11 protein-coding genes, 1 rRNA gene and 2 pseudogenes are annotated in these 15,612 nt (G+C 60.6%); 10 read left to right on the plus strand and 4 right to left on the minus strand.

The genetic code is table 11. From position 1 onward, the window contains the following. Positions 1–205: 205 nt before the first annotated feature. Positions 206–321, plus strand: a 5S ribosomal RNA gene (gene rrf / locus AC1ROI_RS02865). 111 nt (positions 322–432) lie between these two features. Here rrf and AC1ROI_RS02870 read toward each other — a convergent pair. Beyond that, positions 433–1,356 carry a TIGR03571 family LLM class oxidoreductase gene (locus AC1ROI_RS02870; RefSeq protein WP_077748924.1) on the minus strand — a complete coding sequence of 308 codons (924 nt, stop codon included), beginning with the start codon at positions 1,354–1,356 and terminating at the stop codon, positions 433–435. 274 nt (positions 1,357–1,630) lie between these two features. Between AC1ROI_RS02870 and mrdA the strand changes: the two genes are divergently transcribed. Further along, entirely contained in the window at positions 1,631–3,523 is a 1,893-nt protein-coding gene (gene mrdA, locus AC1ROI_RS02875; RefSeq protein WP_077748923.1) for a penicillin-binding protein 2, read from the plus strand. A 12-nt stretch (positions 3,524–3,535) separates the two neighbouring features. Here mrdA and AC1ROI_RS02880 read toward each other — a convergent pair. Then, positions 3,536–3,673 (minus strand): annotated as a pseudogene (locus tag AC1ROI_RS02880) (LysR family transcriptional regulator); the annotation flags it as partial. On the opposite strand from AC1ROI_RS02880, the pseudogene AC1ROI_RS02885 reads away from it, so the two are divergent. The 5 genes and pseudogenes from AC1ROI_RS02885 to qhpG all read left to right on the plus strand — a co-directional run. Further along, positions 3,672–3,878, plus strand: a pseudogene (locus AC1ROI_RS02885) (histone deacetylase family protein); the annotation flags it as partial. The pseudogenes AC1ROI_RS02880 and AC1ROI_RS02885 overlap by 2 nt on opposite strands. Before the next feature lie 246 nt (positions 3,879–4,124). Beyond that, a complete protein-coding gene (locus AC1ROI_RS02890) occupies positions 4,125–6,029 on the plus strand; it encodes a sigma-54-dependent Fis family transcriptional regulator (RefSeq protein WP_102595847.1) in 1,905 nt (634 codons plus the stop codon). After that, the gene (locus tag AC1ROI_RS02895; RefSeq protein ID WP_010458394.1) at positions 6,029–7,747 is read left to right on the plus strand and encodes an ABC transporter ATP-binding protein; all 1,719 of its coding nucleotides are present in this window, start codon (positions 6,029–6,031) and stop codon (positions 7,745–7,747) included. The genes AC1ROI_RS02890 and AC1ROI_RS02895 overlap by 1 nt, the downstream gene beginning before the upstream one ends. After that, a complete protein-coding gene (gene qhpE / locus AC1ROI_RS02900; protein ID WP_010458395.1) occupies positions 7,737–8,414 on the plus strand; it encodes a subtilisin-like serine protease QhpE in 678 nt (225 codons plus the stop codon). Before AC1ROI_RS02895 ends, qhpE begins: the two co-directional genes overlap by 11 nt. Further along, positions 8,411–9,700 (plus strand): flavin-dependent monooxygenase QhpG, encoded by a 1,290-nt coding sequence (qhpG, locus tag AC1ROI_RS02905; protein WP_102599739.1) that lies wholly within the window; start codon positions 8,411–8,413, stop codon positions 9,698–9,700. The genes qhpE and qhpG overlap by 4 nt, the downstream gene beginning before the upstream one ends. 50 nt (positions 9,701–9,750) lie before the next feature. Here the strand turns inward: qhpG and AC1ROI_RS02910 are convergent, their stop codons facing one another. Continuing rightward, positions 9,751–11,241 carry an aldehyde dehydrogenase family protein gene (locus tag AC1ROI_RS02910; RefSeq protein ID WP_102599738.1) on the minus strand — a complete coding sequence of 497 codons (1,491 nt, stop codon included), beginning with the start codon at positions 11,239–11,241 and terminating at the stop codon, positions 9,751–9,753. A 274-nt stretch (positions 11,242–11,515) separates the two neighbouring features. Here AC1ROI_RS02910 and AC1ROI_RS02915 point away from each other — a divergent pair, with 274 nt between their 5' ends. Continuing rightward, complete coding sequence (locus tag AC1ROI_RS02915; protein WP_010458398.1) at positions 11,516–11,770, plus strand: DUF1652 domain-containing protein; 255 nt, start codon at positions 11,516–11,518, stop codon at positions 11,768–11,770. A 46-nt stretch (positions 11,771–11,816) separates the two neighbouring features. On the opposite strand, the gene AC1ROI_RS02920 is transcribed toward AC1ROI_RS02915, so the two are convergent. Further along, on the minus strand, positions 11,817–12,173 hold the full coding sequence (locus AC1ROI_RS02920; protein ID WP_083374665.1) for a hypothetical protein: 357 nt from the start codon (positions 12,171–12,173) through the stop codon (positions 11,817–11,819). A 345-nt stretch (positions 12,174–12,518) separates the two neighbouring features. On the opposite strand from AC1ROI_RS02920, the gene peaA reads away from it, so the two are divergent. Together peaA and peaB are read left to right on the plus strand one after the other, a co-directional pair. Further along, positions 12,519–14,099 (plus strand): quinohemoprotein amine dehydrogenase subunit alpha, encoded by a 1,581-nt coding sequence (gene peaA, locus AC1ROI_RS02925; RefSeq protein ID WP_102595772.1) that lies wholly within the window; start codon positions 12,519–12,521, stop codon positions 14,097–14,099. A gap of 81 nt (positions 14,100–14,180) precedes the next feature. Beyond that, on the plus strand, positions 14,181–15,611 hold the full coding sequence (gene peaB, locus AC1ROI_RS02930) for a quinohemoprotein amine dehydrogenase maturation protein (protein ID WP_102595773.1): 1,431 nt from the start codon (positions 14,181–14,183) through the stop codon (positions 15,609–15,611). Position 15,612 lies beyond the last annotated feature (1 nt).

The following is a 15,612-nucleotide window of genomic DNA, read 5'->3' on the forward strand; positions in this document are numbered from 1 at the left end:
TGAGGCGTTGAGCTAACCAATACTAATTGCCCGTGAGGCTTGACCATATAACACCCAAGCAATTTGCTGACCTGAAAGGGCACCAGATTGCGGTGTGTGAAGACGAAATGAACCGAAAGTTCGATTGTTCACAAACACCGAGATCTATCACATACCCATTCGCTGGAGCGTGCGCCGTAAGGCAAGCGACCTGGCTACCGAATTTCTTGACGACCATAGAGCATTGGAACCACCTGATCCCATCCCGAACTCAGCAGTGAAACGATGCATCGCCGATGGTAGTGTGGGGTTTCCCCATGTGAGAGTAGGTCATCGTCAAGATTAAATTCCGAAACCCCTATCTGCGTATGCAGGTAGGGGTTTTGTTTTGTCCGCAGGAAAGTGGCGTGACAAAAAAGGATAGCCGACGGGCTATCCCAGCTTTCAGCATCGTTAGTGAAACTTCGGCAGAACGTATTCAGCTATCTCTTCAATAACCTCTGCCACAGGGCGTTCGCTACGACGCATGTGCAAGCCGACATGCTGCACACCAGCCTCACGTAACGCCTGAAGCTCATCAATCAAGGCCAGCCGTCCACAACTGCCACCGAAGCGCACACGTCGCATGGGGGTATGAGGATTAGCAGTCAGGTCCAAGTGTACGAAGCTGATATAAGGCTTATCGCCTCCAACTTCCCGCCACAGCCCCACTCGACGTCGGTGCTCATCCGGCGTACCAGGGTAGGCGAGCCAACCATCCATGTGCTCACCAATCCAGGCCGGTGATTGTTGACCAAGACCTGCAACCAGCAGTGGCATAGGCTGATCTCGCTCCGGCAACAGGCGAGCGCCCTCAGGTAAACGACCTTCTCCCTGGCTGCGGATCAATTCAACCGTATCGCGAAAGATCTCCCCGCGCTGATCGTAATCCACCCCAAACAACGGATACTCCATCGGCCGGTCACCACTGGCCACCCCAAGGAGCAGACGCCCGTCACTCAGTTCATCAACACTGTTGGCGGCCTTGAGCGTTAGCCAAGGCTGACGCAATGGCAGCACAACCGCTGCTGTACCGAGCATGATGTTCTCCGTAATCCCGGCCAAATACCCAAGGTAAGAAAAGGTCTCAAAGACCTGTGCAGCGTCGCCAAAGTTGGGGTCGTAAACCGGCACATCACGTACCCAAAGTGCGCGAAAACCGGCGTTGTCAGCCAAACGTGCCATCGCCGCGTGCTGCTTCAAGTCGGGGACACCAAAAGGCCGATCCTGAGCGATCCGCAGCCGCTGTCCATCATTGGACCAATCGTTATCCAGCGGCAGTTCCAGTCCGATGGAAAATCCATTCGAGCCGAGTAATCGTTGAAATCGTGGATGCATGAAAAGACTCCAAAACAACAAAATGGAATGACATGCACCCAGTATCTACAGGCTCATCTACAAGAAAAATGCATGAATCGGAATATCAATCTTGAGCAAAACGCACGAGTCAAAGAAAAAGCCGACCGTCGTTTTGACCCTCAAGGACAACCATTCGAGAAAATCCCACTAAAGTGACTGCACAGTTTTTGGTATGGTGCAGCTCGTTTTTTAACGGATTGATTTGCAGGCCTAAGGATCGCCCTCCTTTTTTAGTCATAGAGCCGCTACAGAAATGCCCGAACCGATACCCATCAAGGACCACGAAAAAGAGACGCGTCTGGTCAACAAGCGGCTGATCGCCTGCGCCTTATTCGTCGCCGCCATTTCCTGCGCACTTGTGGTGCGCATGTATGTCCTGCAAGTGGTCGAATACGACTATCACTCGACAATCTCCGAAAACAACCGCGTCCATGTCCTGCCGATCACCCCGACCCGCGGGCTGATCTACGACCGCAACGGCGTAGTCCTCGCGGATAACCGTCCCAGTTTCAACCTCACCATCACCCGCGAACGCGCCTCCGATGTCAAAGGGGAGCTCGATGAGGTGGTCAACCTCCTGCACTTGCCAGCCGAAGACCGGACACTGTTCGACAAGGCCATGAAACAGGCGCGCCACCCGTTCGTGCCGGTTACTCTGTTCTACGAACTCAGTGAACAGCAAATCGCGGTTCTCGCGGTCAATGAGTTCCGTCTGCCGGGGATCGATGTCGAGCCCCAGTTCGTGCGCCATTACCCGTTTGGCGCACACTTTGCGCACTCGATCGGTTACGTTGGTCGTATCAACGAAAAAGAATCCAAAGCCCTCGACACGGTGGAGTATCGCGGCACCCAATCCATCGGCAAGACCGGCATTGAAAAATTCTACGAGTCGCAATTGCACGGCCAGGTGGGTTACGAAGAAGTCGAAACCAATGCCCAGGGCCGCGTACTGCGAGTGCTCAAGCACACCGATCCGATCCCCGGCAAAAACATTGTCCTGAGCCTGGACGTCAAACTTCAAGAAGCGGCCGAGGAAGCCTTGGGTGATCGTCGTGGTTCGGTGGTGGCGCTCGATCCATCGACCGGTGAAGTGCTGGCCATGGTCAGCAAGCCCAGTTTCGACCCGAACCTGTTCGTCACCGGCATCAGCTTCAAGGAATACGCGGCGCTGCACGACTCCATCGATCGGCCGCTGTTCAACCGCGTTCTGCGCGGCCTCTACGCGCCAGGTTCGACCATCAAACCCGAGGTGGCCATTGCCGGCCTCGATGCTGGCGTCGTCACCCCTCAGACCCGTGTCTTTGACCCCGGTTATTACCAGCTCCCGGACTTTGATCACAAATACCGTAACTGGAACCACAGCGGCGACGGCTGGGTCGACATGGACGCGGCGATCATGCGCTCCAACGACACCTACTTCTATGACCTGGCCCACAAGCTGGGCATCGATCGCCTGCACGACTACATGGCCATGTTCGGCCTCGGCGAAAAAGTCTCGCTGGACATGTTCGAAGAGTCTGCCGGCTTGATGCCGTCGCAAGCGTGGAAGCGCGCTACGCGCCGTCAGGCCTGGTTTCCGGGCGAAACCGTGATCCTTGGCATCGGCCAGGGTTATATGCAGGTCACGCCGCTACAGCTGGCCCAGGCCACCGCGCTGATTGCCAACAAAGGTGTGTGGAACCGACCGCACTTGGCAAAGACCGTGGATGGCGTAGCGCCGGTGGACGAGCACCCTATGCCGAACATCCTGCTCAAGGATCCGCGTGACTGGGAGCAGGTCAACCATGGCATGCAGATGGTGATGCACGACGCCCGCGGGATTGCCAGAGCCGCCGCGCAGGGCGCTCAGTACCGCATTGCCGGCAAGAGTGGTACCGCGCAAGTCGTCGCGATCAAGCAAGGCGAGCGCTACAACCGGGCGAAAACCCTGGAGCGCAACCGCGACAATGCCTTGTTCGTCGGCTTCGCCCCGGCCGAGCACCCGAAGATCGTCATCTCGGTGATGATTGAAAACGGTGAGGCCGGTGGTCGCGTCGCCGGCCCTGTGGTGCGGCAGATCATGGACGCCTGGTTACTCGATCAGGACGGCCATCTAAAGCCGCAATACGCCACGCCGAGCAAAGCTCCGGGCGACCCTCACGTCTAAGCGCTCAAAGCTTCACAGCACAGGCTCACGAATACTGAGCATGTGCTGGAAGCTTTCGAGGAAGACCGTTTCGGCCTGACTCATCTTCTGCTCGCGGGTCCACAACAGCTGAATATCGAAACCCACCATCCCATCCTCCGGCGGCCATCTGGTGCTGTCCCTGGGGTTCGATATTTTCGAACTGGACCCGCAGAGCAAAGTGGCAGTGACCCGTGAAGGGTTCGCGGTGTTGGGCGAACGGATTCGTAGCCTTGGGTTGCCGTGTCTGATTGTGCAGGAGGGCGGGTATCACCTGGAGAGTCTTGAGGACAATGCCCGGGCGTTTTTTGTGAATGCCGAGGTGTGGCAGCTCTGAGATCATTGGGGCCAGGTACGTCGCCTTCGCGGGCAAGCCTCGCTCCTACAGGTTATTTGCCTGGGGGGAAATTTTGGTTCGCCTCAACCCTGTAGGAGCGAGGCTTGCCCGCGAAGAACGATGACTCGGTCCACCTGACAGAACGCAAGTGCTGTAAGGCACTTGCCATCGCCCTGACGTTAACGTAAAGATTGCGGCAGGGCGCTGAACTTGAAAGGCGCAAAGCGGACCGATCCGGAGCGCTTGATGACGCTAATAAAAACACCTTCTCCCAAGCTGCACCTCGAAGCCCGGCTGGCCCGGGAAAAACTCCATCTGGAGGGCGAAGTCCCCGATGGTGTTCTGCGGGCAGAAATCGATGCGTCGTGGCGGCGCAGCCTCAGCCATGGCGTGCATTTCAACGCCAAGCACGAACTGGCGCTGGAATCGAGCGCCAGCCTCGACGTGCTGTTGGCAAGCAATCGCCTGCTGATCGACGCCGCATTACCGGCCATCGACTACCTGGCTGAACGCCAAGGCAAGGAAGGCCTGATCATCCTCGCCAACTCCGACGCCACCATCCTCGCCGTCGAAGGACGCGCCGACCGCCTCAAGGGCAGCGGCCTGCAAGACATCACCCTGGGCGCCTGCTGGAGCGAAGCCGCTCGTGGTACCAACGCACTGGGCACCGCACTGGTGGAAGCCCGGCCGACGATGATTGATTGCGGCGAGCATTACCTCGATCGTCTAAGCGATTTCTCCTGCACATCGGTGCCGATCCATTGCCCCCAAGGCGACATCCTCGGCGTCCTTGACCTGACCCGCGAAGGCCCCCTCGGCCGCGTTCATGACAGCACCGCGTTGCTGGCCATGGCCGTCAGCCAGATCGAAAGCCGCGTGTTCAACGCCAGTTACCCGGACGAAATCGTCCTCGCGTTCCACAGCCGTCGGCAATACCTTGAATCCCCTTGGCAGGGCCTGCTGGCGGTGAGTCTCGGCGGACAGATCCTGGCGGTCAGCGCGCAAGCCTGTCAGTTGCTGCGTGCCGAGCGTTCGGCCCTGGTCGGTCGGCGTTGCGAAGAGTTTCTCGGTGTCGATGGCCTGCAATTGCTGTCCCGTCTACATCAAGGTGGCGTCGGCAGTTTGCAGACCGCCAAAGGCGAGTTCTTCTACAAAACCCTGCGGGCGCCGCAACGTTCCATCAACGTCAGCACACCGCCGCGCAGCCCCGCGAAAACCGCCAAGCCACAACCGGATCTCGAATCCCTGGCCGGCAGTAACGTGCGTTATGCCCGGGCCTTGCGCATGGCCCGTCAAGGGCTGGCTAATGAATTGCCGGTGTTGCTGCTCGGTGAAACCGGCACCGGTAAAGAAGTCATCGCCCGTGCGCTGCACATGGCCGGAACCCGCTGTGACAAACCTTTCGTTGCGGTGAACTGCGCGGCAATCCCTGAAGGCCTGATCGAGTCGGAACTGTTCGGCTACCGCGAAGGCGCCTTCACCGGCTCCCGTCGTGGCGGCATGATCGGACGACTGCAACAGGCCCACGGCGGCACCTTGTTCCTCGACGAAATCGGTGACATGCCGCTGGCCTTGCAGGCCCGTCTGCTGCGGGTGTTGCAGGACCGTAAAGTGGCGCCGCTGGGCGCGGGCGAAGAACAAGACATCGATGTCGCGCTGATCTGCGCCACCCACCGAGACCTCAAGCGTCTGGTCGAAGAAAAGCACTTCCGTGAAGACCTGTTCTACCGGGTCAACGGCATCAGCGTGATGCTCCCGGCCCTGCGCGAGCGCGAGGATTTCAGCAGTTTGGTTGCTCGTCTGCTGGCCAAACTTGATGCCCCGACGATGGTCCTGCATGACGATCTGAGCCGCTTGCTCGACGGCTACCATTGGCCGGGCAACATTCGCCAACTGGAAATGGTCCTGCGCACCGCGCTGGCCATGCGCGAACCCGGGGACACGGTGCTCACCCTCGACCACCTGCCCGACAGCATGCTCGACGAACTGACCGCGACTGAACGCCCGGCATCGGGCAGCATTCGCGAAAACGAACTGGAGCTGATCCGCCAGGCCCTGGACAGCCATCAGGGCAACGTCTCGGCCGCCGCCGACGCCTTGGGCATCAGCCGCGCGACCCTGTATCGCAAGCTCAAACAGTTGCGTTCGTGATGCAGCGCTTGATCGTTCGGCTGATCGACAGCCAGAACCCCGAAGCCCTGCAAGCGGCGTTGCGTTGGCTCTACAGTTTTGTGCGCCCGCATCGATTGGCGATTGCCGGGCTGCTCGGCTTGTCGGTCTGCGCTTCGTCGCTGGTGCTGGTGCAGCCGTGGCTGACCAAACTATTGATCGACGATGGCTTGCTGGCGAAAAACTTCCCGATGCTGGTGTTGATTGCCGGATTGATGATTCTCGCCGGGCTGCTTGGCACGGCGCTGTCGGGGATCAATCGCTACCTGCACACGCGACTGTCCGGGCGGATTCTGTTCTCGCTGCGCGACGACCTTTATCGACATCTGCAAACCCTGTCACCGAGCTTCTATGGACAGCGGCGTATCGGTGATCTGATGTCGCGCCTGGATGGCGACGTCGCGGAGATCCAGCGCTTCGCTGTGGATTCGCTGTTCTCGGCGGTATCGAGCGTGGTTGGCCTGGTGGTGGCGGTGGCGATGCTGCTGACCCTGTCGTGGAAACTTTCACTGCTGGCATTGGTGCTGATTCCCCTCGACATCCTCTGGCTGCGCTGGATGCGGCGCAAAGTCGAGCGCGATGTACGGCAGTTGCGCGAGCGCTCGGCGGACATGTCCTCGTTCATGGTCGAGACCTTGCCGGTGATGAAATTCATCCAGTCTGCCGGCCAGCAACAACGCGAATCGCGCCGTCTGGAGTCGCTTGGTCAAGGCTATATGAGCCAGCTGCTGCGCCTGCAAGTCACCGAGTTTTTTACCCAGGCGGTGCCCGGCACGCTGACGTCATTGTCCCGGGCCTGTGCGTTTTTGATTGGCGGTTATTGGGTGGTGCAGGGGACCTGGCAACTGGGCGCGCTGATCGCGTTTTCCACGTACCTGGGGATGGCGGTCGGACCGGTTCAGAGCCTGCTCGGGCTCTATGTCGCGATTCAGCGGATGACCGTCAGCCTCGGCCGGGTCATGGAACTGCGCGGTGAAGAACCGACCGTGCTAACACCGGTTGAACCCAAGCCGATGCCGACCTCTGGCGAGTTGCGTTTCGACGACGTGCACTTCAGCCATCCCGGTCGTCCGACGACCTTGCGCGGCATCGAAGCGCGAATTCCCTATGGCTTGAAAGTCGCCCTGAGCGGCGGCTCCGGCGTCGGTAAATCAACGCTGATCGATCTGCTGCAACGCCATCACGATCCGCAAGCTGGCCGGGTGCTGCTGGGCGAGGTCGATCTGCGTGAACTGGACCTGTTCCAGCTGCGTCGGCGGATAGCCGTGGTCAGTCAGGACATCGTACTGTTTCGCGGCAGCCTGGCCGACAACCTCGCTTACGCGGTGCCGGACGCCAGCCGTGAAGCGATTGCCGAAGTCGCAAGGCTGGCGCAACTCGACAGCCTGATCGAATCGTTGCCCGAAGGTCTCGACAGTCCGTTGGGCGAACGCGGCCAGCAGTTGTCCGGCGGGCAGAAACAGCGGATCGCCATCGCCCGGGCGTTGTTGCAGGATCCGCTGATTCTGGTGTTGGATGAAGCGACCTCGGCGGTGGATGAAGCCACCGAGCGCGAAGTCATCGAGGCCATCGACCGACTGTTTGCCGGGCGCACGCGGATCCTGATCAGCCATCGTCCTTCCACGCTGGCTGATGCTGATGTGCGTTTTGAATTGCTCGACGGCGTACTCATTTCAAAAGCGGTGCTGCATGAAGCCTGAGCTAAGGATTGGCGTGGTCGACAGCGGACATTCGGCGGCGCAACGGGTGCAGGTGATCGCCGGACGGCGTTTTTCACTGCTGGAGGATGGCCTGGCCGAAAGCGACTTGCGTGACGACCCGCTGGGCCACGGCAGCGCGGTGATCGAAGCCATCGGGCGGCGAGCCCCTGCGGCGGTGTTTTGCGTGGGGCAGGTGTTCGACCAGCGCGGCGTCACCAGCGCCTTGCAGATTGCCAGCGCTATCGACTGGCTGGTGGCGCAGGATGTTCGCTTGATTAATTTGAGCCTTGGATTACGCCAGGATCGCAGCCTGTTGCGCGAAGCCTGCGCAGCGGCGGTGGCGCGGGGCATTTTGTTGTGTGCCTCCAGCCCGGCCCAGGGCGAGGGTGTGTATCCGGCGAATTATCCACAGGTGCTGCGCGTCACCGGCGATGCGCGTTGTGCCGAGCATGAATGGTCGTGGCTCAACAGTGCCCAGGCCGATTTCGCGGCGTGCGTGCATGGGACCTATCCGGGACAGTCCGGTGCGAGCCTTGGGTGTGCGGCGTTGAGCGGACATATTGCGAGTTTCCTGGTTGCCCATCCCGATGCGAGTAACGAGCACGTCATCGAGTGGCTGCGCGAGAACGCCCGCTATCGCGGCCCTGAACGGCGCTTCGGCGCATGATTGTGATTCTTGGCGCTGGACCCGCCGGGGCGGCAGTCGCCCTGGGTTTGCGGCGACTCGGTTATGCGGTGACCCTGGTCAGCGAGTGGCGCCGGTTTGCGGCACTGGAAGGCGTTTCGCTTCGGGTACTGGAGGCCTTGCGCGGCGCGGGCCTGCAGCAGGCGTTGGCGGATGCGGCGTTGCCCTCCCAGCGGCAGGTGTCGTGGAACGGTCAGCAACATGCGCAGAACATCGAATTTCTGTTGGATCGCCCGAGTTTCGACCGAGGTTTGCGCGAAGACCTGCGTCTGGCAGGTGTTGAGCTGATCGAAGGGCGGGTGCTGAGCGTTCAGGCCTCGGGGGTGGGGCATCGGGTCGAGATTGAAGGGCGCGAGGCGCTGTTTGCGGATTTTCTGGTAGAGGCCCGCGGACGCCAGGCGCCCGCACTGGGCAAAGGCCTGCGCGGGCCGGAGACGGTCAGCCTGCTCAATCGTTGGCAAGGCACGCCGGGCAGCACCGCCAGCGCGGTGGAAAGCCTTGAGGACGGCTGGGCGTGGATGGCGCGGCGGGCCGACGGTCAGTGTTATTGGCAATGGACGGTGGACGTGGCCAGCGCGCAATTGCCAGGCAAGGCGACGTTGCCGGATTACTGCCGCGCACGGCGTCAGGGTTCGGCATGGGCGCGTGAGTTTTTCGGTGTCGGGCCTGAGACCGATCTCCAACTGCATGCGCGCAGCAGCACGGCGATTTTGAGTCCGCAGGTCTGTGGTGATCACTGGATCCGGGTCGGCGATGCCGCGATGGCGGTGGATCCGCTGTCGGGCAATGGCATTTTCCAGTCCTTGTCTTCAGCGTTACAGGCGCCCACGGTGATCAACACGTTAGTGCGTAAACCGGAACGGGCGGCGCTGGCCCAACGGTTTCATCAGCAGCGGGTGGAGCAGCTGTTTTTGCGCTTTGCGCGGATCGGTCGCGACTTTTACGCCGATGAGCAGAGGTGGCTGGAGCAGCCGTTCTGGCAGGCACGGCGGCAGTGGCCGGATGCTGAAGTTGCCCATGCCGAGGCGGATTTTGCGGCGTTGAGGATTGAGCGGGCGCCGGTGTTGAAAGATGGGTTTGTCGATGAAGCCGAGGTGGTGATCACGGCGGATCAGCCGCTGGGGATCTGGCATGTGCAGGGGGTTGAACTGGCGCCGTTGGTGCGGCGGTTGCGGACCGAACCGGCCGAGCAGGTGCTGGCGGGGTTGACGGTGGAGCAGGGGCGGATGGTTCGGAGTTGGTTACTGTCGCAAGGCTTCAAACCCTAACCGACCGTTCCCGCGCAGAGCGTGAGAACGATCAGCGAAGAACGGCGCTATTACAACTTGATCAACACCGACTTCAACTCGGTGTAATGCTCAATCGCCGCATACCCCATCTCCCGCCCGACCCCGGACATTTTGTACCCGCCAAACGGCAGCGCTGGATCGAGCGCGCTGTGGCAGTTGACCCACACCGACCCCGATTTGATTCGCGGAATCATCCGGTGTACCGCCGCCAGGTCGTTCGACCAGATACTCGCGCCCAGCCCATAAGGACTGTCATTGGCCATGCGCAACGCATCGGCTTCATCATCGAACGGAATCGCCACCAGCACCGGGCCGAAGATCTCCTCCTGCACCAGCGAGTGCTTCTGATCGACATCGACAATCACCGTCGGCTTGACGAAAAAACCTGGCCCGAACTGCTCGCCGCCGCAGGCGATGGTCGCGCCACTTTCCCGGCCTTTTTCGATGTACCCGTACACCCGTTCCTGCTGGCGAGCGGAAATCAGCGGCCCCATCTCGACGCTTGGGTCCAGACCGTTGCCGAGTTTCATGGCGTTGGCGATGTCGGCGATGTCCGCCACCACATTGTCGAAATGCTTGCGCTGCACATACAGCCTGGAACCGGCGCAGCACACCTGGCCCTGATTGAAGAAAATTGCGCTGGCGGCCCCGGCTGCGGCGGTTTTCAGGTCGGCGTCGGCCATGACGATGGTCGGTGATTTGCCGCCCAGTTCAAGCGTGACACGGGTCATGGACTCCATGGCGATCTTGCCGATCTGCTTGCCCACGGCGGTGGAGCCGGTGAAGGTCAGCTTGTCCACCAGAGGGTTGTGGGTCAGCGCGGAGCCAGCGGTGATGCCGGTGCCGGTGACCACGTTGAACACGCCCTCGGGGTACCCGGCTTCCAGCACCAGTTCGGCCAGTTTCAGCGCGGTCAGCGGGGTTTCGTCGGCGGGTTTGAGCACCACGGTGCAGCCGGTGGCCAGGGCCGGGCCGAGTTTCCAGCAGGCCAGCAGCAGCGGGAAGTTCCAGGCAACGATGGCGCCCACTACACCTACCGCTTCGCGGCGGATGAAACTGTGGAACTGATCGTTGGGCATCAGCGGCAACGACACTTCAACGCTCGAGCCTTCGATCTTGGTCGCCCAGCCCGCCATGTAGCGCAGGAAGTCGATGGATAACTGCACGTCCATCACCTGGGCCACCGCTGCGCTTTTGCCGTTGTTCAGGCATTCCAGTTGCGCCAGCAGTTCGGCGTCGCGTTCCATCAGGTCGGCGAGTTTCCACAACAGGTTCTGCCGCTCCCGTGGGCGGGTGCGGGTCCAGGGCGAATCATCGAAGGCCTGACGAGCGGCCAGCACGGCGCGGTCGACGTCCTCGGGCGTTGCCCTTGGCACGACGCACAGCACTTCACCGGTGGCCGGGTTGTGCAGGGGCATGGTCTTGCCGTCGGCGGCCTCGACCCAGTCACCGCCGATAAGCATGCGCGGGGCGCGCTGGATGAACGCCGAGGTGGCGGGAAGCAAATAAGGGAGGGGCATGGCGAGACCTCTTGTTGTTCGTGAGAACGGAGGCTTTCGCAATGGCTGTGCCAAGTGCCAAGAAAGGCAGGTACGCCCTTGGTCGGCGGGGTTTTGGCGGCTCATGGGAACAGCGGACACAGAGGGGGTTGTTGCAAATTGCGACAACTATGAGACGACGAGCGACCTGCTGCGACCTTGAGACACCCACTTTAGGAGACTAGAATTTTCTGGCTCGGTGGATGAAGCGATGGTCCGTTCATCCGGCCAACCATCTGGCGTGAGGGAGGTAACGATGTTCCTTTCAACCCTGGAAATTCAAAACATCATTGAACACAGTATGTTGCCCGCTGTGTGCACATGCGTCATGGAGGCAGACCAGTCCCTGACGATCCGGGTCTGTGACTGCATGACAGGAAAAGTGGAACTGATCGCCACTAACGTCCCCATATGGAACTTGAACAGTCCCCATGACATTGCTGTACTTGTGGCGGATATTCAGCAAAAAATCGAGGCTCACAAAAACATTTCCTCGACATTGGCCAGTTGAGCCGGCGTCCCCCCGCAACACGCAAGTGCTGCGGGGAAATGGGAGATCAGGAATGGATCTTCCGAGAAATCTCTTCAAACGTGGCGCCATCTACGGCAGCCAACAGCTTTTTGTCATCATTGAGCGTCGCCAGAAAGGTCACTTCGGTCTCCTTGCCGGCCAACATGAACCCGGCGAGGGCGCCGATAGGGCCCAGCAACATCGCGCCCGCCACGCCGAAGCCGATGGCGTCCTTGATGTTGTTGATCGATTCCTGGTTAGCGACTTCCACACGCTTGAACGCTGAGAGCGGGAGGGTGATGCCGGGCCACGGGTGAAGCGACGTTCTAAGGGTAAAAACGCCGTCTCTGTACTCTCCATCACCCTGCAGAAAGTCCCCCGCCAGGACAGTGATGCTTGCCATTTTGTTTTCCCCTGACTGGCAATCGGTGAATCACCATTTCGCACCCGCCTGCAATGGCCGTCAATCGTCGGGCGATGAACTGTTCCGGCCGGGGCATCTATGCTTGTCTCAGGTTGCAACACCTGTCGCGATATTAGACGCAGGCGAACCCGCCCAGCCTCGATTCGCGGGCCTTGTCTTCGTGTAAGTGCTTGATAAGAAAGGCTGTCGTCAAGCTGGCACGCTCCGTGTATTGCTCATTGCAGACGTTTCTCTTGCCTCCGTCAGCGGTGCGCCGCCGGCGGCAGAAACCATAAAAACGATAAGCCACAAAAATAAGAAAGCACTGTGCGAGGTTCGACGTTGATGAAGAGAAGACTCCGATCAGGCCTGAGCGCCAGTCTGCTGGCCGTGGCCGCGTGTGTGGCGCTGCATTCGCCATACAGCCTGGCAGCCCGCGACGCCCAGACCATCCTCAAGGAAACCTGTCAGGGCTGTCACACCCCCGAAGCTGACAATGCCCTGAGCCGCATCAGCCACCAGCGAAAAACCCCGGAAGGCTGGCTGATGAGCATCGCCCGGATGCAGACCATGCACGGTTTGCAGATCAGCGATGACGACCGCCGCACTCTGGTCAAATACCTGGCCGACACCCAAGGCCTGGCGCCGAGTGAAACCGATGGCGTGCGCTATGCGCTGGAGCGCCGACTCAATACCGTCGAGAAGTTCGACGACCAGACCAGCCAGATGTGCGGCCGCTGCCACTCCGGTGCGCGGGTTGCCCTGCAACGGCGTCCGGCCCAGGAATGGGAGCGCCTGGTGAACTTCCACCTCGGCCAATGGCCGTCACTGGAATACCAGGCGCTGTCTCGTGACCGCGACTGGTTCGACCTGGCTCGAAAAGACATGGTGCCGCTGTTGGCCAAGCGCTACCCGCTGGACAACCCGGCCTGGAAAAAATGGCTGAGCAGCGCACCGAAAGCCGAAGCGCTGGTCGGCGACTGGAGCTTCAGCGGCCACTTGCCGGGTAAAGGCGAACTGGCCGGCATGATGAGCGTCACCGCCGATGGCAGCGACACCTTCAAGGTCGGCGTCAAAGGCCAATACGCCGACGGCAGCCCGTTCAATGGCGAGGGCAGCGCGATTCTCTACACCGGTTACGAATGGCGCGGCAACGTGACCATCGACGGCGTGACCATGCGCCAGGTGTTCGCGGCCCAGGGCAATGCCATGCAGGGGCGGATGTTCGAGGCCGAGCACGATGAGCGCGGTCTGGACTTCGTCGCCACCAAACACGGCAGCAGTCGTTTGCTGGCGGTGCAGCCGGGTTATCTGAAGGCAGGTACCGAAACTGAAGTGACCCTGATCGGCAGCGGTCTCACCGGTAAACCGAACTTCGGCAAAGGCGTGGACGTGGTGGAAGTCGTCGAGCAAAGCCCTGATCGCATCAAGGTCAAACTCAAGGCGGCCGGCAACGCCCAGCCGGGGCTGCGCAACGTCACCGTTGGCACGCTGAAAGGCCCGACCCTGTCGGTCTACAGCAAGATCAACCAAGTCAAAGTCGTGCCCGAGTTCTCGGTGGCACGGATCGGCGAGGGCGGTGGTTCGACGCCGAAAGTCCAGGGCCGGTTCGATGCCGAAGCCTGGGGCAAGGGTGCAGATGGCAAGCCGTATCGCATCGGCGTGTTCCCGGCGCAGTGGTCGGTCGAAGCCTTCGACGATCGCGCCAAGGAAGACGAAGACGTCAAGTTCGCCGGCACCATGCAGGCCGACAGCGGCGTGTTCACACCGGGCGATGCCGGGCCGAACCCGCAACGCAAGATGTCCACCAACAATGCCGGCAACCTCAAGGTGATCGCCGCCGTCGACGACGCAGGGAAATCCCTGACCGGCGAAGGCCACATGATCGTCACCGTGCAACGCTGGAACAATCCACCCATTCCATGAGTTCGCTGATCCCTAAGGCTTCAGACACTTTTTCGGAATGACCGCAGGCCCCGTCAACCGGGGTTTGCACAGGAGGTTGCAATGGGCGCTATTTTGAATCTGGTCGAACGGAACCTGCACGAAGTGCACGTCGATGCCGACCGCATGCTGTTTCATATCCCCAGCAGTTCGCTGTTCGCCAGCGATGAGCTGACGGGCACCATCATCGATACCTTGCGCGGTCCCGGCTGTTCGTCGGAGGACCTGATCCAGCTCCTGGCCTCGCGTTTCAACGGCGAGGAAATCACTGAGACCCTGCGCGAGCTGATGTCCCTGGAACTGGTCAGCGACGGCTCGCCGCTGACCCCGGACATCGGCACCAAACGGGTCGAGCGCACGGCGATCAATACCGTGGTGCTCAACGTCAACACCGGCTGCAATCTGAGCTGCACCTACTGCTACAAGGAAGACCTCGACAAGCCCTCGGCCGGCAAGAAAATGGACGTCGAAACAGCCGTCGCGTCGGTGGAAATGCTGCTGCGCGAATCGCCGGATGAAGAGCGCTTCACCGTGGTGTTTTTCGGTGGCGAGCCGCTGAGTAATCGCAAGCTGATCGAGTACATGGTCGACTATTGCGAGAAGCGCTTCCGCGAGGCCGGCAAGTTCGTCGAGTTCGTCATGACCACCAACGCGACGCTGCTCACTGAAGAGACCGTGGACTACCTGAATGCCCACCGTTTCGGCTTGTCAGTCAGTATCGACGGACCGAAAACCGTGCACGACCGCAACCGCATCACCGTGGGCGGGCAGGGCACTTACGACGTGGTACGGCGCAAGGCCGAGATGCTGTTGTCGCGCTACAACAGCCGTCCGGTGGGTGCCCGGGTCACGTTGACCACCGGCGTCACCGACGTCGAAACCATCTGGGATCACCTGTTCAACGAACTGGGTTTTGCCGAGGTCGGCTTTGCCCCGGTGACCTCCGGCGACATCAGCACCTTCAACCTGTCCAGCGACGAGCTGATCGAAGTCTTCGCCAGCATGAAGAGACTTGGTCGGCGTTACCTGGAAGCGGCTCTGGAACACCGCAACATCGGTTTCTCCAATCTGCACCAGCTGATCACCGACATCCACGAAGGTCACAAAAAAGCCCTGCCTTGCGGCGCGGGCCTGAAGATGCTGGCAGTGGATCACAAGGGCGAACTGAACCTGTGTCATCGCTTTACCGGGTCGAGCCTGCCGACCTTCGGCAACGTCCACAGCGGTGTGAAACAGGTGGAGTTGAATGACTTCCTGTCCCAGCGCCTGGACCGTACCAACACCGGCTGCGAAGACTGCCAGATCCGCAACCTGTGCTCCGGCGGCTGCTACCACGAGAGTTACGCCCGGTACGGCGACCCGACCCACCCGACCTATCACTACTGCGAACTGATGCGTGACTGGGTCGACTTCGGCATCGAGGTCTACACCCGGATCATGGCCCACAACCCTGCGTTTATCAGCAGCTACATCACTCCGCGCAAGGCTCACTGAT

Source organism: Pseudomonas sp. GW823-FHT02C02 (genome assembly GCF_058797635.1).